Annotated in this window: 16 protein-coding genes and 2 rRNA genes (1 of these 18 cut by a window edge); 8 read left to right on the top strand and 10 right to left on the bottom strand. The window is 38.7% G+C overall.

The features are described from left to right. Nucleotides 1-131: 131 nt before the first annotated feature. The 4 genes from LG296_RS00680 to LG296_RS00665 all read left to right on the top strand — a co-directional run bounded on the left by LG296_RS00680 (nt 132) and on the right by LG296_RS00665 (nt 4,191). Complete coding sequence (locus tag LG296_RS00680; protein ID WP_107935198.1) at nt 132-704, top strand: GNAT family N-acetyltransferase; 573 nt, start codon at nt 132-134, stop codon at nt 702-704. An 18-nt stretch (nt 705-722) separates the two neighbouring features. After that, nucleotides 723-1,616 (top strand): DMT family transporter, encoded by an 894-nt coding sequence (locus LG296_RS00675; protein WP_107935199.1) that lies wholly within the window; start codon nt 723-725, stop codon nt 1,614-1,616. Nucleotides 1,617-1,738: 122 nt separating this feature from the next. Then, nucleotides 1,739-3,256, top strand: a complete 1,518-nt coding sequence (gene argH, locus LG296_RS00670; RefSeq protein WP_107935200.1) for an argininosuccinate lyase — start codon at nt 1,739-1,741, stop codon at nt 3,254-3,256. Then, complete coding sequence (locus LG296_RS00665; protein ID WP_181418015.1) at nt 3,253-4,191, top strand: N-acetylglucosamine kinase; 939 nt, start codon at nt 3,253-3,255, stop codon at nt 4,189-4,191. Before argH ends, LG296_RS00665 begins: the two co-directional genes overlap by 4 nt. 49 nt (nt 4,192-4,240) lie before the next feature. Here LG296_RS00665 and LG296_RS00660 read toward each other — a convergent pair whose 3' ends face one another. The 5 genes from LG296_RS00660 to LG296_RS00640 all read right to left on the bottom strand — a co-directional run bounded on the left by LG296_RS00660 (nt 4,241) and on the right by LG296_RS00640 (nt 10,559). Beyond that, nucleotides 4,241-5,494: a DUF5050 domain-containing protein gene (locus LG296_RS00660; protein WP_107935202.1), complete on the bottom strand. Its 1,254-nt coding sequence runs from the start codon at nt 5,492-5,494 to the stop codon at nt 4,241-4,243. 48 nt (nt 5,495-5,542) lie between these two features. After that, the gene (locus LG296_RS00655; protein WP_107935203.1) at nt 5,543-5,938 is read right to left on the bottom strand and encodes a YkvA family protein; all 396 of its coding nucleotides are present in this window, start codon (nt 5,936-5,938) and stop codon (nt 5,543-5,545) included. Nucleotides 5,939-6,086: 148 nt separating this feature from the next. After that, nucleotides 6,087-6,800, bottom strand: a complete 714-nt coding sequence (locus LG296_RS00650) for a glycosyltransferase family 2 protein (protein WP_107935204.1) — start codon at nt 6,798-6,800, stop codon at nt 6,087-6,089. 114 nt (nt 6,801-6,914) lie between these two features. Continuing rightward, a complete protein-coding gene (gene ade, locus LG296_RS00645; protein WP_107935221.1) occupies nt 6,915-8,663 on the bottom strand; it encodes an adenine deaminase in 1,749 nt (582 codons plus the stop codon). 150 nt (nt 8,664-8,813) lie between these two features. Continuing rightward, nucleotides 8,814-10,559 carry an ABC transporter ATP-binding protein gene (locus tag LG296_RS00640; RefSeq protein ID WP_107935205.1) on the bottom strand — a complete coding sequence of 582 codons (1,746 nt, stop codon included), beginning with the start codon at nt 10,557-10,559 and terminating at the stop codon, nt 8,814-8,816. A gap of 144 nt (nt 10,560-10,703) precedes the next feature. Between LG296_RS00640 and LG296_RS00635 the strand changes: the two genes are divergently transcribed. Genes LG296_RS00635 through LG296_RS00625 form a run of 3 tightly spaced genes read left to right on the top strand, consistent with a single transcriptional unit; the run spans nt 10,704 to nt 15,465 of the window. Beyond that, the gene (locus LG296_RS00635) at nt 10,704-12,140 is read left to right on the top strand and encodes an ABC transporter permease (RefSeq protein ID WP_107935206.1); all 1,437 of its coding nucleotides are present in this window, start codon (nt 10,704-10,706) and stop codon (nt 12,138-12,140) included. Nucleotide 12,141: 1 nt separating this feature from the next. Then, entirely contained in the window at nt 12,142-13,638 is a 1,497-nt protein-coding gene (locus LG296_RS00630; RefSeq protein ID WP_404427263.1) for an ABC transporter permease, read from the top strand. A 24-nt stretch (nt 13,639-13,662) separates the two neighbouring features. Further along, complete coding sequence (locus tag LG296_RS00625; protein WP_107935208.1) at nt 13,663-15,465, top strand: ABC transporter substrate-binding protein; 1,803 nt, start codon at nt 13,663-13,665, stop codon at nt 15,463-15,465. Nucleotides 15,466-15,527: 62 nt separating this feature from the next. Here LG296_RS00625 and LG296_RS00620 read toward each other — a convergent pair whose 3' ends face one another. The 3 genes from LG296_RS00620 to aceA form a co-directional block, all read right to left on the bottom strand. Continuing rightward, nucleotides 15,528-16,700, bottom strand: coding sequence for an alanine--glyoxylate aminotransferase family protein (locus LG296_RS00620; protein ID WP_107935209.1), 1,173 nt, complete (start codon nt 16,698-16,700; stop codon nt 15,528-15,530). 208 nt (nt 16,701-16,908) lie between these two features. After that, nucleotides 16,909-18,510, bottom strand: coding sequence for a malate synthase A (gene aceB / locus LG296_RS00615; protein WP_107935210.1), 1,602 nt, complete (start codon nt 18,508-18,510; stop codon nt 16,909-16,911). Nucleotides 18,511-18,626: 116 nt separating this feature from the next. Further along, nucleotides 18,627-19,910: an isocitrate lyase gene (gene aceA, locus LG296_RS00610; protein WP_107935211.1), complete on the bottom strand. Its 1,284-nt coding sequence runs from the start codon at nt 19,908-19,910 to the stop codon at nt 18,627-18,629. Between the two features lie 213 nt (nt 19,911-20,123). On the opposite strand from aceA, the gene LG296_RS00605 reads away from it, so the two are divergent. Continuing rightward, the gene (locus tag LG296_RS00605; protein WP_107935212.1) at nt 20,124-20,804 is read left to right on the top strand and encodes a LytTR family DNA-binding domain-containing protein; all 681 of its coding nucleotides are present in this window, start codon (nt 20,124-20,126) and stop codon (nt 20,802-20,804) included. A 101-nt stretch (nt 20,805-20,905) separates the two neighbouring features. Here LG296_RS00605 and rrf read toward each other — a convergent pair. Both rrf and LG296_RS00595 read right to left on the bottom strand, forming a co-directional pair. Continuing rightward, nucleotides 20,906-21,021: ribosomal RNA gene (gene rrf, locus LG296_RS00600) — 5S ribosomal RNA — on the bottom strand. Between the two features lie 117 nt (nt 21,022-21,138). Further along, a 23S ribosomal RNA gene (locus LG296_RS00595) occupies nt 21,139-23,066 on the bottom strand; it runs 995 nt beyond the window's last position.

Below are 23,066 nucleotides of genomic sequence, written 5' to 3'. Positions count from 1 at the left end.
CCGAATATTTACTTAACTCAGCGTAACATAAAATTAACGAAATCTTAAAATTTAAAACTATTCAGACAGGGGAAAAGGACATATCTTCCTTCATGAATTTGTTAAAATTTTTGCGAAAGGAAAGATTACTCATGACATTTTACATAAGACAAGCTATATTAGAGGATGCCCCTAAAACTGCTCCACTTATTTTTGAAGCAATTGGGGACATTGCCATACGTTTGACAGGTGAAACTGAACTACCTCAAATTCTCACGTGTCTCGAGGTACTTTTTAGAAGAACTGACAATCGTATCTCTTACTTCCATACTTATGTTGCAGAAGATGAAGTAACGAAAGCGATTTTAGGCATACTAATTGTATATGATGGAGAAGAAGGTGCAAAATTAGATGCTAACCTACAACGTTGGCTAGAACAAAAAAATGCTCCTATTACTTCCATTGATGTGGAAGCTAATCATGACGAATTTTATGTCGATACACTTTGTGTTCACAAAAATGCTCGTGGTCAAGGTGTCGGAACTGCACTTTTACACTTTGCAGAAGAAGTTGCTCTTTCAAATAACTTCACTAAAATTGCATTAAATGTTGAAACACAAAAGGTAAAAGCAAGAAAATTATATGAGCGACTAGGCTATGCTGTGACAGAACCCTGGACGATTATCGATGAACCATTTTTTCATATGGTTAAAACAATTATTTAGAAATGCAGGTTATACAACATGAAATTACAACTATTTTATCCATTGCTGATCATCATTGCATCGAGTAGCTATGGGCTTTTATCAACAATTATTAAAGTGGCGATGGGTCATGGATTTACAACTAGTGAAGCTGTTACAAGTCAATATTTAGTAGGATTTGTACTGGCGCTTATTTTATTCCTTTTTACCCAAAGATCTATACCCAAAATTAATAAATCCGGCATCATCACAATTTTAGCAGCTGGAGCACTAACTGCTAATACTGGAATGGTTTATGGACTTGCCCTAAATTATGTAACCGCTTCACTTGGTGTTGTGCTATTTTTCCAATTTACGTGGATTGGCCTGTTTATTGACTGTGCCCTGCATAAGAGATGGCCAAACCGTTTTGAAGCATTTTCATTACTGTTTTTATTCGGCGGAACAATACTTGCTGCTGGCGTATTAGATACCGACCTTTCAACAATCCCATGGCAAGGCTGGGTATACGGCTTATTAGCAGCAACAAGCTTTGCGGTATTCATTCAAGTGAACTCAAGACAAATAGAAGGAATGTCTACAATTACACGTACCTTCTTAATGTCTCTAATTGCAGTAATCGTGATTTCAATCTTTTTAGCACCAGAAATTATCTGGAACGGTACATTATTTAATACGAATTTATGGATTTTCGGGATTATCCTTGGTGTCTTGGGGATTATTTTACCGATCCTGTTATTTTCAATTGCTGTTCCAAAGGTTGGAGGCGCCCTTTCATCTATTTTAAGTGCAATGGAATTACCTGTTGCAATAATCGCTTCAGTTATAATATTACACGAAACCCTTACTATGCTTCAGTTGTTTGGAATTGTACTAGTTCTTGTTGGTATGGTATTACCAACTGTCCTAGCCCAAAGGAAAAATGCTGCCTAACATTTAATAGTAATACGTAGTTACAAAGGTCGATTAAGCTGTCACAGTTGAATCGACCTTTTGTTACTTTTAAATAGAGTAAAGCAAAAAATCTATGGAATTTTTGCGAAAGGCGTGTTTTTATGTTTCAGAATTATAAAGACCGAATAATTGACCAAGAGGGAAACCATTTCCCTTCTAATACCTACCGTGAGCTTGTGCTACAACCTGCCTATGATGAAGCAAAAGTGAATTTTTTAACATCCATGCTTCATATCCATATCGCTCATTTAAAAATGCTGGAAGAGCAAAAGATCGTAACTGAAAAAGAAGCAAAGCAAATTGGTCAAGCGATTGCAAAGTTAGATTTAAACTATTTTAAGCAACAGGATTATACTCCACAATTTGAAGATTTATTTTTCCGTATTGAAGACAAACTCATCGAACTAGCAGGCGATGTTGCAGGTAATTTACACATTGGTCGCAGTCGAAATGATATGGGTATTGCCATCTACCGCATGACTATACGAAAAAAATTACTTTCCCTAATGGGAGAGTTACTACAATTGCGTTCCTCACTCATTGCCTTTGCCAAAGAACATAGCGATACGATTATAATCGGCTATACCCACACACAGCAGGCACAACCAACAACCTTTGCCCATTATTTAAAAGCAGTCATTGATCAACTGACTAGAGATTTTAAGAGAATGCAAGCCGCCTTTGAAACGATTAACCAAAGTAGTATGGGCGCCGCAGCATTAACAACGACAGGCTTTAAGATTAATCGTGCACGTATGCAGGAGCTACTTGCATTTGATGGCGTGATTGAGAATGCCTGGGATGCCGTTGCAGGTGCTGACTATATCGCAGAAGCTGCCAGCGTTATACAGCTCGCTGCATTAAATCTAGGTCGTACATCACAGGATTTTCTGCAATGGGCAACACAGGAATTTGATGCTTTCCGTTTAGCCAGCCCTTATGTCCAGATCAGTTCAATCATGCCACAAAAACGTAATCCAGTTTCAATTGAGCATACACGTTCTATCTTATCTTCAGTTATAGGGGATGCTTCAACAGTTTTACAGATGATTCATAATACACCTTTTGGAGATATTGTTGATACCGAGGACGATATGCAGCCTTATATATGGCGAGCAATGGAGAAATTAAGTGGTATTTATAGACTCTTCGGAAGTCTCGTTGTCACGATGGAGGTAAACAAAGAGAAGCTTTTAACACGGGCAAAGAACAGCTTTGCAAATGTCACAGAGCTCGCAGATACCCTAGTTCGTTCAGAAAGCATTTCATTTAGACAATCGCATCAAATCGTTAGCAGCTGCATCAAATCGCTCCTAGAAGCTAAAAAGGAATCACTCGAGAGCCTAACGTGGGAGCTAGCAAATGAGAAGTCACTTGAGGTAACTGGAAAACCATTAAAAATTACAAGTGAGCATTTTTATAACGCCTTAAAGCCCGAGTATTTTGTTAAGGTACGTTCTCTTAAAGGTGGACCTTCACCCGAAACAATGCTTAAATCTCTCGAACAATCTGAACAAGTTACACCATTATTAGTACAATGGTTAAAAGGGAAAAATGAAATAATCGATAGCAGTGAGGAGCAGCTTCAAAAATTTCTTGAAGGATGGACGAAAAAATGAAAGAATCAATCATTCTAGCAGTAGATGGCGGAGCAACAAAAACAACTTTAGGAATACAAACTTCAGGTGGAGAGCGCCTTTTTGAAGCAACGGCAGCTGGCTCTAATTATCAAACAATTGGTGCTAATGCTGTGATTGAAGTGCTAAGTGATTTACTCCAAAAGGCAAATTTTGCGACCAAGCTTGAAACGATAGATGTAGCGATTTTCGCTATGGCTGGTATCGATACTCAATCTGATTTTGAAGCTTTAACTCATATTGTACAACAAGCCTTGAATAGTACCCATTTTAATATAAACAAAGCAATACTTGAGAATGATGTTCAAGCAGCCCTTCTTGGTTTAGTAGGGCATCAGCCAGGAGTATTATTAATCTCCGGGACAGGATCAATTGCATTGGCGACAGACGGGAATGGAAATGTGGTTCGTACAGGAGGCTGGGGACACCGCGCAGGCGATGAAGGCAGCGGCTATTGGATTGGACGCCAAATCTTAAAAGCTATTTTTAGAGCAGAGGATAAGCTAGAAGCACCAACCATACTGAAAAAGCTTGTATTTGAAAAGCTTCAGATTGATTCTATTGACCAGCTTATGACCTGGCTATATCAAGCGGATTATACGAATGCTCAAACAGCTAGTTTGAGTACTGTTTTACAGGAGGCCGTTTCCCTTAATGATGAAAAGGCCATCTCAATTGCTGAGTTAGCTGCCAAAGAGCTCTTTTTGTTAGTTAAAGCTTCACTTAATAAGCTTCGCTATAAGGGGGAGCCCTTCAAGGTTTTCTTAAATGGCGGGATTTTAAAGTATCATCCATTGATTTTAAATAGTTTACAGCAGTTAATTCGCGAAGATTTCCATCACATTTCCCTCTCATTATGTGATGAAAATCCTATTGAAAGCATTGTGAAAAGGGCACAGTACGCACTCTTACAATAATAATGAAAAGGAAGCCGCCTCAAATCATAAGAGACGGCTTCTTTTTAGTTTATAATTCCATTTTCTTTAATCCATCATCAGTAGAGAAATATAGATAGCCATCCTCTACAAATAAGTTGTTCACTTCATCATGGTATAAGATGGACTCGTCAGTTCCGTCTGTCCGGATTTTCGATAGATATGCACCATTGGAGTAATTACTAAAGTATAACCAATCCCCAAATCCAACGATAAATTGCGCACGGCTATCTGTTAGACGTGTTGAATCACCCGTACTTACATCCATTCGATATAAAATATTATTGTCATCTACATTACTATAGTAAATCAAGCCATCCTGTTCATAGGCATGGTCAATTTGTGCCATAAAATCAAAATTCGAATTAGATGCTTCCGGATAATCCGCTTGAATCCAAGTATGATCAAGTCCTATTTTTGCATCATCAATTAAAAAATATTCATAACGAACAACATTTTGACGGTCTGGTGTTGGATCATTCCAAGTAGTATCGAGATGATACCACTTCCCATCCACCTTTACTAAATTCCATGCATGTCCACCCGTATAAACTTCCCCAACAACATACTGAGTTTCAACACCCAAGCCCTGAAGCATCTTTAATGCTAACAAAGCATAGCCCTGACAAACTCCTTTATGCTCTTGTAGTACAGCATAGGCGCTATGGGCACTTGCTGTTGTTTCTGTACTATAGGCAGTCGATTTTACAATATAATCGTTGACGAACTTCACCTTCTGAAAATCGGTCATTTCATCTGGCGAGACAGTAGCAAGAATACCTGCCACTTTTTCATTCACAATTTGCTCTTGTGCCAAATTCGTTAAATAGGTTTGATTGACCCTGATTTTCGCATCAAAACTGTTATACTCATATTCAATCTTACGATCTGCTAGATGACCAAGTATATAATGATCCCTGCTTGCAGCTTGACTGACTGCCGTTTGAATAAGGTTTTCAATATCAGATGTACTACCTACATAATGGATTTCAAAATTCGTTTCCCATCTACTTAGATAATAGTAAAAGGAATCCTCTAGTTCCTCTAAGGTTTGAACACTATCTGGTAAATCGACATCCATCGTAACCAATGTATCTGCTGCAGTACTTACAATGTTATCCTTTGCGGAGTTGACTGTCGATAATACATCCGATGTTGCATCTTGGATAGTTACTTCATTGTTCTTGAGGAACTGTTGTGCCGCCCCTAGCCATTGTGAGCCGAAATCATATATCGGCTTCGCAAGTACAATAGCTATGACGAGAAAAGTTATTCGTTTTAACAACGTACATCACCTCTACATGATTTCTGGACTTCAATGTTATAAATAGATTTAAATTTCGTATTCAATAGAAGGGTGATATTTGTCTCCAAATATTTTCTTTAACACTTCATGTGCTTCTTCCTTCATTTCATCCGTAATAGATGAATAAATGACTGAAATCGCCTTTGTGATAATCACGATATCATCAGCCAAGCCTACAGCTGGCAGCATATCTGCAATCAAATCGATTGGCAAAATAAAGTAACCTAATACCCCAACAATCATTAGTTTATGTTCCTTTGGTAAATCCGGGCTTTTTAAAGCACAGTATAAAATGGCCACACTGTATAATGCTTTAAATCCCATATTTATGCCGTATTTTTTCACCTTATTTAGGAATTTATCAGGAGAATAATGCTTTTCTTTCCCTCTGATTGTTGTTTCTAAGTGTAAGTTCTCATTCATATGACTTCCTCCTCTAATCCCATAAACAAATATATGCTCCATACTATCATTACCAATTAATCAAAAAAGTACTACATATAAAGGTTATTCTATAAAAGAAATCCTTTTCCTTTTTACAATACGAAATTTAAAAAGTAAAAGTTTCAGCTTACTTATGAATCTTGCGCCTTTTCGTATAGATAGTAATCATTTGTTCGATTAGTTTTTGTGTATTGGTTATTTCATCATAATGGATAAGGGAGTTCTTTTTTAAGCCCATATGTCCTATTGGAATTTCATAGATGGGGATATTTCTTTTAATAGCATCGATAAGCATATTGGAATCATAACTATAAGATTCTCCTGGTACCTTCATTAGCCAATGGAGCTCTTTTCTCGGAATACACCGTAAGCCCGTTTGCGTGTCAAGTAATCGTTTATGAAATAAAAGTGCAAATAGTAAGGAAGTAGCATGATTTCCAAGCCTAGTTTTTAAGGATACCTTATTTGAATGAAAGTTTCGTACGCCTAATATAATTCCATTAGAAAATAGATGTGCATTATGTATGAGCTGTTCTACATCTCGAAGCTGATGCTGTCCATGTGCCCCAACCGTAATCACAGATTGAACCTTAGGCAGCTTCCTTAAAATATAGCGAAACCCTGTCTTTAATGCCCGTCCTTTTCCCAAATTCTTGTCATGCTCTATAACAATACATTTCTCTAACTTCTCTAGTTCTAGGAAAATCGCTTGATACTTTCCATCACTTCCGTCATTAACAATAATAATCGATTCAATTTCTAAGGAAATCAGCTCTTTTATAAAGCCGATCAGTGATGGTAGTGGATTTAAAGCAGGTATAATGACTGTTATACGAACCACATTTTTTCTCCTCAACCTATCTTTCATTAGATTTTATGTGTTTTCATTTCTTAGTTCAATGGTAAAATACATGAAGCTGTCCTATAAGCTTTGCTGCCTATAGAACAGAGAAGTTTATCCCAGGACTTTATTTTCAGTTACTTCTACGGGAATGTGCTCGAAAGTTTTCACATTAAATAAGCCCGTATCCGTTAATTTTAGCTCTGGTATTACAGGTAAGCTTAAAAACGAAAGCGTTAGGAAGAAATGGAAGTAAAGATCAGGGTGAATTTCATGAAGTGCAGTATGTGTTTCTTCAATTTTTTTGACGGCTGTTGCTGCGTCAAGGGTTGTCATAAGTCCTGCGATTGGTAAAGCAAGTTCTCCAATTACAGCACCATCCTTCACTACAACAAGTCCCCCTTGCATTTCTTGAAGAGCATTTAAAGCACAGAGCATATCCTCATCATTTGTTCCAACAACTATGGCATTGTGTGAGTCATGTGCAACAGTTGTTGCTACCGCTCCTTGTTTTAATCCAAAGCCATGAACAATTCCTAAACCGATTGTTCCAAGTGAATGGTGACGTTCAACCACTGCTATTTTTAACAAATCCTTTTCAACAGAGGGCACAAAGAAGCCCGCTTCAATATCCACTTCTTTTTCGAGATGCTGGGTCGTAATTTGGTTTGGCATAATGCCTACTACATTTGCCAGATTTCCTGCCTTAAATCGAATAGCTAAGTCAGCTTTAGTTAAATTTGGGATATGAACAGAATTTAAAATTGCTTCATCGATGGTCGCTATACCCTTTGCCTCATGTAGCACCTCGCCATCTTGCGCAACCTTTTGTCCATCTTTCCAAACAGATGCAATTGTCATCTTCTGTAGATCCTCTAGCATGACAAAATCTGCCGTATAGCCCTCTGCAATCGCCCCTTTGTCATATAGACGATAGCATTCAGCTGCATTTAAAGTCGCCAGTTGAATCGCCTGTAATGGATTCATTCCATTTTTTATAGCAAGGGAGATAGCAAAGTTAATAGTGCCTTCCTTCATAATTTCATCTAGATGTTTATCATCGGTACAGAAGGTAAACCGACGAGCATTAGCTGGAGTTACAGCGGGTAACAAATCAACTAAGTTCTTTGCAGCTGAACCTTCTCTTATAAACACATACATACCTTGTTTAACACGTTCACGGGCCTCTTCTGCCGTTATACATTCATGATCTGTTCTAATTCCAGCCGCTCGATAGCCACGAAGCTGATCCTTATTAAGTCCTGCACCATGGCCATCAATCAGCTTATTCGCTTGTTGAACAAGTGTTAGCTTATCTAGCATGTCAGAATCTGAGCCTAATACTGCTGGAAAGTCCATTACTTCAGCAAGCCCTAAAACTTCTTCATATTGAAGAAATGGTGCTAGGTCCTTTGCCTTCATCACTGCCCCTGAATGCTCAAACGAAGTACAAGGCACACTTGATGGCAGCATAAAGTAAATATCCATTTCTACATTTTTAGCATCGTCTAGCATATATTGCATGCCTTTTCGACCTGAAACATTCACAATCTCATGTGGGTCTGTAATAACTGAAGTAATACCATGGGGTAAAAGGATTTGACTAAACTGGGATGGAGGTACCATAGAAGATTCAATGTGAATATGTGCATCGATTAACCCTGGTATCACATATCGTCCATTTGCATCCTCTTCGATTTTTGCTGTAAATTCACCCTTCTCATCGAGAGCTATTATTTTCCCATCAGCAACAACGATGTTCGCTTTCCTCCAGCATAAAGAAAAAACATCAGCCACATAGGCATTTTTTAAAATAAAGTCTGCTTCCATTCTCTTTTGAGAGATATTAATAGATTTTGTCATTGCTTCTTTCTTCAAGTTTCACAGCCCCTTCCCTATCAATCTATTTTTATTTTCACCTATCATATACTATATTTTCTAAAATTTCTTATTATAACTACTGATATAAAAAAAACTCTTTGAACTTTATGAGTTCAAAGAGTTCGGTAAATTTTAAAGTTCACTTACTGACACAGCTACCCAGTGGTTTGGTGACACTTCTTTTAGAACTGAGCTTTCAACATCGTATTTAGCTGCAATCAATTCCTTGTCTCGCATTTGAGTCTTCATTCTTTCGATAGCTGGGTCCGGAATTGGAATAGATTTTAAAAGAGCTTTGGTGTAAGGATGCTGAGGGTTTGAGTATAATTCCTCACTTTCCGCAAGCTCTACAATCTTTCCACCGTACATCACTGCTACTCTATCACTTATATGCTTTACCATAGACAAATCATGAGCAATGAATAAATAAGTCAATCCAAGTCGATGCTGTAAATCCTTTAGTAAATCCACAATTTGTTTTTGAATGGATACATCTAAGGCAGATAATGGCTCATCGCAAACGATAAATTCCGGGTCAACTGCTAATGCTCTCGCAATGCCAATACGTTGACGTTGCCCACCTGAAAACTCATGTGGATAGCGACTTGCATGCTCTTTATTTAGACCTACTAATTCTAGTAATTCCTCTACTCGTGATCTACGTTCCTCTTTATTCTTGGCAAGACCATGCAAATCTAATGCTTCGCCAACAATATCTAAAACTTTTTTACGAGGATTCAAAGAGGAATAAGGATCCTGGAAAATGATTTGCATATGTCTTCTCATTGTTTTTAACTGTTTTTTAGAAAGACGTGTGATAGGAATCCCCTTATAAAGGACATCCCCATCAGTGGGCTCATGTAACTGTAAAATCGTACGTCCTGTAGTAGATTTACCAGATCCCGACTCACCTACTAAGCCAAGCGTTTCTCCAGGGTAAATTTCGAATGATAAATCATCTACTGCCTTTAAAATATCCCCATGTCCAATATCAAAATGCTTCTTTAACGACTTAATTTCAAGAAGTGGCTTAGATAAATCTAGGTTTGCACTTAATAACGGCGCTTTTTTGGGCGTCTTTTTTTCATGTAGCTTTGGTAAGGCATTTAAAAGCCTTTTTGTATAGTCATGCTTGGGATTGTTGAAAATCTCATCTGTGGTTCCTTCTTCAACAATTTCCCCTTCCTTCATGACTATGACACGATCACACATACCTGCTACTACACCCAAATCATGGGTGATTAAAATAATAGAAGTTCCCAATTTCTCTTGCATGCTTTTCATTAAGGATAAGATTTGTGCTTGAATTGTTACATCTAAGGCTGTTGTTGGTTCGTCCGCTATAAGGAGGGATGGATTACACGCCAGTGCCATGGCAATCATTGCTCTCTGACGCATTCCACCAGAAAATTCATGCGGGTATTGTGAATATCGTTTCTCGCTATTTTTAATTCCTACTTGCTCTAACAATTCAATAGTTTTCCTGTAAGCTTCACCCTTTGATACTTGTTGATGCTTTTTCAAGCTTTCAGCAATTTGTTCACCTATTCGAATTGTAGGATTTAAAGAAGTCATTGGATCTTGAAAAATCATACTAATATGCTGACCGCGTACTGATTCCATTTCCTTTTCTGATTGCTCAACTAAGTTCTTCCCTTGGAAATTAATTTCCCCCGATTTCAAAAAACTAGGTGGGGATGGCAGCAAGCGCATAATCGATCTAGCGGTTACGCTTTTACCACTACCTGACTCTCCAACAATCCCTAATGTCTCGCCTTTTTCAACATGAAAGCTTATCCCCTTCACTGCCTCAAACTCTTTTTCATCCCCTATAAAAGAGACTTGAAGGTCCTTCACCTCTAATAATCTATTATTCATGCGTACCTTCCTTTATAAAAAAAGTAATTTACTGGTTATATTGACATATACATCTCCATACTTTACTATACCACTAGGAATAGTTTAATATAGAGAGGAACTTATTACAAGATGAAGATATTTATGTAAGAAAGGAGGCAATCGATGACTCAAAGCATAAATATTTATAAACCTAAAATATCCTCAATTTTTAGTAGCTCTTATCTGAAGGTAACAAACCGAGGTAAATTTTATAAAATTCTTTTATTTATTCTTGGTCTACCAGTTCATATTGTGACCGTCCTAACATTTTATTTTGGTAAAGGGCAAAATCAATATGGCAATGCATATAAGAGCTGCGAAGAACAACTTGTTTCAAAAGGTCTACTTGGCTCATGGAGAAAACAGTTTTTAGAACAAGAAAACACAAAAGCTACCTTTTTCCATGAAACTTTAACTGCTGAACAATTAAACAAAAAAGCAGATTTACTTGTTCAAGAGAAGCTGCAAAAAGAAATAGAAAGGCAAGTAGCTGCACAAGGATTAGAGAAATATACGTATCAGAGCTACTTTAAGCAGCTATTAAATAGTCGCAATTTTTTATTGATTTCAGTAATCCCGGGCGTATTGATGTATGTATTATTACTTCTATACAGTAATCCATTTGTTCAATTTATATTTGAACGTGTACTTCAAACACTGTTTGTCATCTTAGGTGTAGCGACATTAGTATTTACCATCCTTTATATTTCACCGTTGGATCCGGCACGTAATATTCTTGGAATCGAAGCTACATCTGAGCAAATCGAAAACTTTAACCGTCTTTACGGCTTAGACCAACCTTATTTAGCCCAACTATGGCAATCCCTATCGGGGTTATTTACCTTTGATTTAGGAACTTCCTTTGCAGGGAAGGAAGACATCATGGCTAGTATCGCTAATAAATTTCCGGTAACACTTCAAATTGCCATTCTATCACTAGTAATGGCTGTGATTATTGCAATTCCTGTAGGGATACTCTCTGCCATTCGTCCAAATTCATTTTTAGATTATACATTTATGATTGTGGCATTAATCGGACTTTCAATCCCTAGCTTTTGGCAGGGGTTAATATTTATTTTAACGTTCTCTCTTGAACTAAGCTGGTTTCCTGCAACCTATAATCCGCAAAACTGGTTATCTCTTGTTTTACCAGTAGTTGTTTTAGGAACTACCTTATGTGCCTCTATTGCAAGAATGACCCGTTCATCAATGCTGGAGGTTATCAATGAGGATTATATTATTACCGCAAAAGCAAAAGGATTAAATGAAAGAAAAGTAATTTCTAAGCACGCTATTCGAAATGCCATGATTCCAATTATTACTGTGATTGGACTTCTATTTGGTGGAATGTTAGGTGGCGCTTCTGTCACAGAGAAGGTGTTTAATATCAGTGGAATTGGAAGCTATATCGTAGATAAACAGTTTATCCCGGATATTCCTGCAATATTAGGTGGAGTTGTATATATAGCTATTACTATTTCTATTGTTAACTTAGTTATTGATATTACTTATGCATTCTTTGATCCGCGAATCCGCTCAAAAATGAAAAAGGAGGGATAATGTGAAAGTCATATCAAACCTTAAGCTTCTTTTGAAAATAACACAGGAATATGGAAATGCTCATTTCACATTATCCTTTTCTGCTATTTTTTCATTACTTTTTTTACTTTACAGTTATAATTTCAATACCCAAGCTGTTCGACCGATCGTTTTAGTGTTCTTTGTTGTGTATTTACTAACAACACTTTATGTTTGGCTTATCTCAAAATCTATTAAAAGAGATCTAGCAAATCACGGGAATATTCATATACGGACTCGAATTCTTGGCTATCCTTTGATTTTAACTGTACTCGTTGGGAACATTTTTGCTAGTAGCTTCGGGTTTTCTTTAGTTACAAAAAATAAAACACCTGAATATACATTTGCTACCTATGCATTTTTAACTCAGCTTTTCATAATTGGTGTTTCAGGATTTAATCTATTTAAACCTTATGTCATCGATAGCTTTTTACTAGTTATGGGGGCTTTTGTTTTACTAGCAATAATTTTTGCAGTAATGATTATTTTAGTCTCCAAATATGTTACTCAAGCTTCAGCACCAAAATGGATGCTACCAATCGGTCTGATACTATTACTACCGGTTTTAACTGGTAATCTATTTTCTTTATTACTAGGATATGGGCTTATCAAAAAGGCAAGACAAAAAGATGCTTCTTCTATAGAGAAATGGCAAAAGATGTGGAGTAAAATCCTACGTAATTCAATGGCCGTATTCGGTATGTTTTTTATCATTTTTATGTTTTCATTGTCAGTTATTAGTCCTTGGACATTCGATTATGACTTTGCAACACAAAATAATTATTCAGCAATCTTACAAACACCAACGCTTGAGTATCCTCTTGGAACAGATGACTTCGGTCGCGATTTGTTTTCAAGAATCGTATTTGGTGCCCAGATTTCACTAATTGTTGGGTTTTTCTCAACGATTATTCCCGCTATTATCGGTGGAACTCTCGGGGCAATTACTGGTTATTACAGCAAAAAGACAGATAACATCATCATGCGTTTACTGGATATTTTATATGCAATTCCTGGTATTTTACTGGCCATTGCAATTATTGCTGCATTCGGTGCCAATACCGTCAATTTAATCATTGCATTAAGCGTAGGTTCAATTCCTACTTATGCTCGCACAATGCGTGCAACCGTAATGCAAATTTCCAATTATGAATTTGTAGAATCGGCTAGAGCATTAGGTGCTTCCGACAGTACAATTATTTTTAAGCATATCGTACCAAATTCTCTAGCCCCTATGATTGTAAAAGCAACCTTAACAATCGGTGGTGCTGTTATTTCAACAAGTAGTTTAAGCTTCCTTGGACTAGGTGTTGAACCGCATATTCCTGAATGGGGGAATATTTTAAAAATCGGTAGTACGTATCTTGAAACACATTCATATTTAGCTATTTTCCCAGGTTTATGTATTATGCTACTTGTACTTTCATTTAACTTCTTTGGAGATGGATTACGAGATGCCTTTGACCCTAAAACAAACTAAAACACTAAATTTAGGAGGAATATTATGAAAAAGCTATTAGCTCTATTATTTGTTGCAGTCCTAGCACTTGCAGGCTGTGTACAAAAGAAATCAGATGTTGAAGGCGGCGGTAATGCCGACACATCTACTGGTGAAAAACCAACAATTGAAATTTTAGGTACCGCTGCAGGTGAAAATGATTTAAACATTTTACGCGATCAACTAACTAAAAACGGTTTTGAAGTAGTGTTAAACATTCAACCGGATTACGGTTCATTCTCAGCTCAAAAAGATGCAGGTAACTACGATGTTGCTTTATCAAGCTGGACGACAGTAACAGGGAATCCTGACTATGCTGTTCGTGGATTATTTAAAACTGGTGGAGATTACAGTGTTGTTAGTGACTCCAATTTAGATGCGTTAATCGACAAAGCAAGCACCTTAACTGGTGATGAAGCAAAAGATGCCTATGCTGAGCTTGAGCAGCTTTTAGTATTTGACCAAGCTTATATTGCTCCACTTTATATTTCGAAAAAAGCACAGGGTATCTACTCTGCAGAGGTAAACCCTGAAACAGTTTTACTTCCAAAATCTCGTGCTCAAGTTTGGGAAGCTATTTCATTTAATGACGAATCTTTAAACGCTAGTGAAACTTTAGTATTACACCAAGCTATTGCATCATTAACTTCTCTTGATCCAATCAAAGGAAATGACGGTTCTATCAATACATTAAATACTAATATGTATGTTCGTTTAGTAAATCTAACAGATGACGACCAAGTAGTTTCAGATGGTTCATTATCATATAACCATGTTATTGCAGAAGGTAACTCTGAATATTACTTCATCTTACGTGATGATATTAACTTTGCAAAAGTAGAAAATGGTGCTGCAGTTGATACTGGTGAACTAGTTTCTGCTGAAGATGTAGTTTTCTCTTTAAATCGTGCAAAGGATGAAAGCTCGGTTCCTGATCACCGCACATATAGTATCCATGAGAATATTGATACTGTAGAAGTTGTAACTGATTTAGCAGAATTAGAAAATGCTAAAGTTGCAGGAACAGAAGAAACTGTTTTAGATGCTTTATCAAAAGAATTACCTCAGGCTGTAACTGAAGTTGTAGAATCAGAAGATCAAGTTGATAATGCTGCAGGAAAATACCAAGTTGTGAAAATTACAACACCAAACCCATTCCCACAAGTGTTAAACTACTTAGCACACCAATCAGGTGGTATTGTTTCTGAAAAACAAGTAACAAGCATTAACACATTCGATGTAGCAAGCTATGATCCAAATACAGATGTTGCTTATGGTGACCAAGCAACTGTGACAGAAGGTAGTTCATACAACAATCACTTATATGCAAGTGGTCCATACATCTTAGTACAAAAAAATGACTACGAAGCAACTTTTGTGAAAAATCCAGCTTACCGTATAGGCACCGAGTATGAGCCAAAAATCACAAATATTTCTGTACGTTTTATCGATGATAACGACAGTGCATTATCTGCATTACGTAATGGCGAAATTCATGTATTACAAACAGTACCTGAAACAAAGCTTGATATCGTGAAATCCGATACAAACCTGGCTCTAAATGAAGCAGAAAGTAATGCCGTGACTTACTTACAATTCAACACTAAAGGTCGCGAAGTTTCAAACTCTGCCGATCTTCGTAAAGCTGTTCTTTACTCTATCAATCAAGAAGAATTTATTACTTACTACCAAGGATATAAACGTCCTGCTGTATCAACTGTAACTCCATTAGTTGATACAGGATTAAAGCTAGAAGCAAATCGCGATAAAGTAACAGAATTCTTAAACGCTTATAACGAAGGTAAATAATTCCACTTACACATAGCAAAAGCTCTAGTATGCAAAGGCATACTAGAGCTTTACTTTTTAGTTTAATTTGAAACACTTTGTGATAATTCTTCTCTAAATGCTACTATAGCAGCCTCTGGATTTACTTCTAATCCTAATTCCAGCAGTACTTCTCCAATATGGCGGATTGCACTCTCTAGCATTTCTGCAGTTGTATTCCCCATATGGCCAATACGGAAAGCATTTCCTGTTAGATGTGCCAACGCTCCTGCTACAATCACACCTTTATGTGAAAGACGTGCTCGGAAGGAAGAGTCATCAATGCCTTCTGGATATAACATGCAGCTTAAGGTTGGTGCTGCTACTTCCTCTGTTGCTAAAGATTCCATTCCAAAGGAGCGAAGAGCTGAGCGAATTCCACGACCAAAAGCAATATGACGCTGCTCCCGCTGTTTAATCCCTTCATCTAATACGATTTTCAACGCAGTATTATAGGCATAGATTAGATTTACTGGTGGTGTTGCAAAATATTTAGATGGATCTTGCATAATTGGTATCCAATTTTTAATGTCACTATAATACGCTGGAATAGTGCCTAGAGCTTCTCGTGTATTAAGAGCAGTTTGGTTAAAAGCAACTATAGCCAAACCCGGTGGTATTCCAATTGCCTTTTGCGAGCCAGTTAATACTACATCAATTTTATAATCCGGATGCCCATAAGTTTTGCTCATGTTCTCATCAAGCGCTGCAGTTGCTACTACTCCGTCTAAAATAACCAGTGCACCAGCTTGCTTAATAATCGGAATAAGTGCATCTAAATCGGATATAACCCCTGTGGATGTATCTGCATGAGTAATTGTAACAGCTTTATAATTATTCGTAGCTATTTGTTCTTGAACAAGTAATGGGTCAACTTGCTTTCCCCATTTAGCTTGTAAAACATCAACTTCAATACCAAATGCTTCAGCAAGTGGAGTGAATCGGTCACCAAAATAGCCGTGGCTAATAACCAGTAATTTTTCCCCTTTACCCACTGTGTTTACAATCGCCATTTCCATTGCTAATGTGCCCGAGCCAGCCACTATAAACACTTCCCCATCCGTTTGTAGCAATTCCTTTGTTTGCTTGATTGCCGACTTGAAGATGGCAGCAAATCGCGGATCCGTATGTCCCCTTGTTTCACTAGCTAAAGATTCATAGATTTCATCGACTACAGGTGTAGGTCCCGGTACTAAAAGCAATTCCTTATTTTTCATGACACACATTCCCCTTTTCGTATGTATTTTCTTATTTATTCAATTCTTTTTGTTGATGGTAAAATCCTTCTAAAAATTAAAAAGAATGCCTTACTAGCCCATCACAGCTAGTAAGACACCCCATCCCCATGTCTAAAAATATAAATCCCCTTGTTTGAAACAGTTTCAATTAGAAATATTGATTGGAGGCAACTATCTCTAATATGAATTAGCTAATCTTTTCGTAACCTGGTAGAGTTAAAAACTCAACAAACTCGTCATTCTCGATTAAAGTTTTAAACAGCTCAGCCGCTTCTTCATAGCGACCTGTGTTATATGCTTGTTCCCCAACAGCAGCTTTAATCTTTTCAAGCTCTTCTTTTAGAATTTCTAAGGTTAACTCTAATGTAACCTTACGTCCATCTTCGAGTACACCTTTATCATGTCGAATCCATTGCCAAACTTGGGTACGGGAAATCTCGGCCGTTGCTGCATCTTCCATTAAATTATTAATTGGTGCAGCACCATTTCCACGTAGCCATGATGCAATATACTGAACACCTACACTTGCATTGACACGAAGACCTTCTTCTGTAATAGTACCCTCTGGAACAGCGACTAAATCACTTTCAGATACATTTACATCCTCGCGTTTTTTATCAATTTGGTTCGGTGTTTTCATAACAGCATCAAATTGTTCCATCGCAACAGATACTAAACCAGGGTGAGCAACCCAAGTACCATCATGACCATCCGTAGCTTCACGAAGTTTATCTTCTGCAACTTTAGCAAAAGCAAGTTTATTTGCTTCCTCGTCATTTTTTACAGGAATTTGGGCTGCCATTCCTCCCATTGCCGGTGCATTACGCTTATGGCAAGTCTGAATACATAGAGATGTATAGGCTTTCATAAACGGAACTGTCATTGTTACTTGACCACGGTCTGGCAATACTACATTGGGCTGATTGCGAAGGCGTTTTATAAAGCTGAAAATATAGTCCCAACGACCACAGTTAAGGCCTGCTGAATGCTCACGTAATTCATAAAGAATTTCGTCCATTTCAAATGCCGCAACAATTGTCTCGATTAGAACCGTTGCTTTAATAGTCCCTTGTGGAATGCCCAAGTAATCTTGTGCATAAACAAACACATCATTCCAAAGACGTGCTTCTAAATGGCTTTCAAGCTTTGGTAGATAGAAATAAGGCCCTGTATTTCGAGCAAGTGCTTCCTTTGCATTGTGGAAGAAGTACAAGCCGAAATCGAAGAAGCTTCCTGACATCACTTCGCCGTCCACCAATACATTTTTCTCCAGAAGATGTAATCCTCTTGGACGAACAATAAGTACAGCGGTTTCCTCGTTTAACTTATATGTTTTTCCATTAGACTCCTGTGTTAATGTAATTGTACGTTGTACTGAATCGCGCATATTAATTTGCCCTGCAATCATGTTTTCCCACGTAGGTGTGGATGCATCTTCAAAGCATGCCATAAACATTTTCGCACCAGAGTTTAATGCATTGATAACCATTTTGCGATCCACAGCTGGTCCAGTAATTTCTACACGACGATCCTGTAAATCCTTAGGAAGTGGTGCAATTGTCCAATCACCTTTACGAATTTGCTCAGTTTCTGGTAAGAAATAAAGCTGTTCTCCACCATCTAGACGCTTTTGGCGCTCCTCACGTTTAATAAGCAATTCTTTACGGCGTTCGTTAAATTTCTCATGAAGAGAAACAATAAAATCAAGTGCTTCAGGCGTTAATATTTCTTTTGCTTGTTCTGTTAGTTCCCCAACAATTTTAAGCCTTTGTGATGTAGCCTGTTCCATTTTCCTTATCCCCACCTTATATAAAATTGCAGTTATCTTATTGCCTTGACCAAGACAGTTAAATTATCAATCACTACATAATTTAATAGTATTAGCCAAGGTACATTTTCTAGTTTTTATACGAATTGAGCTGTTTCAGTTGAACCTGCCATTGCTGTAGTAGAAGATGTACCTCCAGAAATTGCTTGAGCAACATCATCAAAGTAACCCGTACCTACTTCACGTTGGTGTTTCGTAGCTGTATAGCCCTTCGCTTCTAAGTCAAACTCTGCTTGTTGTAGCTTAGAGTAAGCAGCCATACCGTTATCTTTATAGTCAACAGCTAGCTCAAACATTGATTTATTTAATGAGTGGAAACCAGCTAGAGTTACGAATTGGAACTTATACCCCATTTTCGCAATCTCACGTTGGAATTCTGCAATCTCTTTATCTGAAAGTTTAGCTTTCCAGTTAAATGAAGGTGAGCAGTTGTAAGCTAACATTTTCCCTGGGAATTTTGCATGGATAGCTTCAGCAAATTCACGAGCTTCTTCAATTGATGGATTCGATGTTTCACACCAGATTAAATCTGCATATGGCGCATAAGCTAAACCGCGTGCAATCGCTTGCTTAATACCTGCTTTTGTACGGAAGAATCCTTCAGGTGTACGTTCACCAGTAATAAATTCAGCGTCACGTGGATCGATATCACTTGTTACCATATCAGCAGCATCAGCATCTGTACGTGCGATTAAAATTGTATCTACACCCATAACATCAGCCGCTAAGCGAGCCGCAACTAGGTTACGAACGGCATTTTGTGTAGGAAGTAATACTTTACCCCCTAAGTGACCACATTTTTTCTCAGACGCTAATTGGTCCTCTAAGTGAACACCTGCAGCACCAGCTTCGACCATTCCTTTTACTAATTCGAATACATTCAATGGTCCGCCAAACCCTGCTTCAGCATCCGCAACGATTGGAGCAAACCAATCAAATTCATCTTCGCGACCTTCAGCATGGTCGATTTGATCTGCACGTTGTAGCGCTTGGTTGATACGTTTTACAACCTGTGGTACAGAGTTCGCTGGATATAATGATTGGTCAGGATACATTTGACCAGATAAGTTTGCATCAGCTGCTACTTGCCACCCCGATAAGTAGATAGCTTTTAAACCTGCTTTTACTTGTTGTACTGCTTGATTTCCAGTTAATGCCCCCAATGCATTAATGAAATCCTCCTCATGTAATGACTTCCAAAGACGACTAGCACCACGTTTTGCTAAAGTTTGCTCTACTACTATAGAACCTTGTAATTTAACAACCTCTTCAGCAGTGTAAGCTCTTTCAATACCTTTCCAACGTGGATTCTCTGACCAATCTTTTTTAATTGCCTCAATTTTTTCATTTCTTGTCGTCATGAATATTCACACCTTCCCCTTTGTTTAAATACTCACTGTTAAAAAAGTAATTCTTTTCTGTTCCATAACAGAGGTATTTGCTGTAAATTAATATATAACAGACTATTTAATTTTTCATTATTTTCTGACGAATCGTTGGAATTTTAGGATGAAATGGTAAAATATAGTGATGAGTATTTGGATTTTGTTTAACACAAAAAGGGGGCTCTAAATATGGAAGTGGGGAATATTCGAGAAATGAAAGAAGAATTTAAAGGGCTTGAGCAATATAAAGTTATATTGGAGGATTGGATTCCAAAGGATGCTTCGATTGTAATTGCATTAGGTGATACCTATGTATATTACAGTCCAAGCACTACTCACTTTCATCTTAAGCTTAGTAAAGAGGTACATTCTAAAAGTACCGCTGCACAGGTTTTGGAGAATCGTCATAAAACCGCAATCCTTATAGATGAAACAATTTTTGGTACAGCTTTCTATGTCATTGGTTATCCAATTATTATTGAACATCAGGAAGCGGCTTTAGTTGTTATTTTCCCTTCCTCCTATGTGCCTGAAAAACAAGAGCAATACAAGTTTCTAACTGGAAAGCAAGACGAAGATTGGGTACCAGTTCCAATTGAACAAGTTTCCCATATTGAGAGCCTACAAAAACGTACTTGGTTTTACGCTGCAGATGATCAGTATAAAATTAACTGTACCTTAAAGGAACTCCAGTTAAAGCTACCCGAGTATTTTTTACGTATTCATCGTTCTTATATTATCAATATCTATTTCATAAAGCGTATCTCAAAGGATTTAGCTTCAAATTTTTTTGTCGAGCTTAAAAATGGTTCAGAGCTTCCTATAAGCCAGTCTTATATTAACGATTTAAGAAAGTTTTTAGAGTTTTAAAAAATATAAAAAGAAGTTCTCTAAAAACGTGAGAACTTCTTCTTTTGATATAAATTGCTTTTTTTATATAAAAAAACCACTGAATACTCAGTGGTTTAGTTGCCTAGCGACGTCCTACTCTCACAGGGGGAAGCCCCCAACTACCATCGGCGCTAAAGAGCTTAACTTCCGTGTTCGGTATGGGAACGGGTGTGACCTCTTTGCCATCATCACTAGACTTATTTAATTTGAGACAAGATTTATTATACTACTTAAATTGCTAAATGCAAGCTTTTTTAAATAATATTTTTTGTTCTCTCAAAACTGGATAAAGACATTGATTGCATTCAAGATTTTGGTTAAGTCCTCGATCGATTAGTATTCGTCAGCTCCATGTGTCACCACACTTCCACCTCGAACCTATCTACCTCATCGTCTTTGAGGGATCTTACTTACTTGCGTAATGGGAAATCTCATCTTGAGGGGGGCTTCATGCTTAGATGCTTTCAGCACTTATCCCGTCCACACATAGCTACCCAGCGATGCCTTTGGCAAGACAACTGGTACACCAGCGGTGTGTCCATCCCGGTCCTCTCGTACTAAGGACAGCTCCTCTCAAATTTCCTACGCCCACGACGGATAGGGACCGAACTGTCTCACGACGTTCTGAACCCAGCTCGCGTACCGCTTTAATGGGCGAACAGCCCAACCCTTGGGACCGACTACAGCCCCAGGATGCGATGAGCCGACATCGAGGTGCCAAACCTCCCCGTCGATGTGGACTCTTGGGGGAGATAAGCCTGTTATCCCCGGGGTAGCTTTTATCCGTTGAGCGATGGCCCTTCCATGCGGAACCACCGGATCACTAAGCCCGTCTTTCGACCCTGCTCGACTTGTAGGTCTCGCAGTCAAGCTCCCTTGTGCCTTTACACTCTACGAATGATTTCCAACCATTCTGAGGGAACCTTTGGGCGCCTCCGTTACCTTTTAGGAGGCGACCGCCCCAGTCAAACTGTCCACCTGACACTGTCTCCTGCCCCGCTAAGGGGCATGGGTTAGAATTTCAATACAACCAGGGTAGTATCCCACCGACGCCTCCCTCGAAGCTGGCGCTCCGAGTTCTCTGGCTCCTACCTATCCTGTACAAGTTGTACCAAAATTCAATATCAGGCTACAGTAAAGCTCCACGGGGTCTTTCCGTCCTGTCGCGGGTAACCTGCATCTTCACAGGTACTATAATTTCACCGAGTCTCTCGTTGAGACAGTGCCCAGATCGTTACGCCTTTCGTGCGGGTCGGAACTTACCCGACAAGGAATTTCGCTACCTTAGGACCGTTATAGTTACGGCCGCCGTTTACTGGGGCTTCAATTCAGAGCTTCGCTTGCGCTAACCCCTCCTCTTAACCTTCCAGCACCGGGCAGGCGTCAGCCCCTATACGTCACCTTACGGTTTTGCAGAGACCTGTGTTTTTGCTAAACAGTCGCCTGGGCCTATTCACTGCGGCTCTCATTGCTGAGAGCACCCCTTCTCCCGAAGTTACGGGGTCATTTTGCCGAGTTCCTTAACGAGAGTTCTCTCGCACACCTTAGGATTCTCTCCTCGACTACCTGTGTCGGTTTGCGGTACGGGCACCTCCCGCCTCGCTAGAGGCTTTTCTTGGCAGCGTGAAATCAGATACTTCGCTCATAAGAGCTCCCCATCACAGCTCAACGTTACAGGAAGCGGATTTGCCTACTTCCACGCCTTACTGCTTGGGCGTACTCAACCAACGGTACGCTTATCTTATCCTACTGCGTCCCCCCATTACTCAAACGGCGGGGAGGTGGTACAGGAATATCAACCTGTTGTCCATCGTCTACGCCTATCGGCCTCGACTTAGGTCCCGACTAACCCTGAGCGGACGAGCCTTCCTCAGGAAACCTTAGTCATACGGTGGATGGGATTCTCACCCATCTTTCGCTACTCATACCGGCATTCTCACTTCTAAGCGCTCCACCAGTCCTTCCGGTCTGACTTCAACGCACTTAGAACGCTCTCCTACCACGGAACATCTAAGATGTTCCATCCACAGCTTCGGTGAATCGTTTAGCCCCGATACATTTTCGGCGCAGCGTCACTCGACCAGTGAGCTATTACGCACTCTTTAAATGATGGCTGCTTCTAAGCCAACATCCTGGTTGTCTAAGCAACGCCACATCCTTTTCCACTTAACGATTACTTTGGGACCTTAGCTGGTGGTCTGGGCTGTTTCCCTTTTGACTACGGATCTTATCACTCGCAGT

This window comes from Ureibacillus chungkukjangi, assembly GCF_044795995.1.
GTDB classification, from domain to species: Bacteria; Bacillota; Bacilli; order Bacillales_A; family Planococcaceae; genus Ureibacillus; species Ureibacillus chungkukjangi.
Note: the sequence above shows the minus strand (reverse complement) of the source record. Positions and strands in the feature narration are given on the sequence as shown.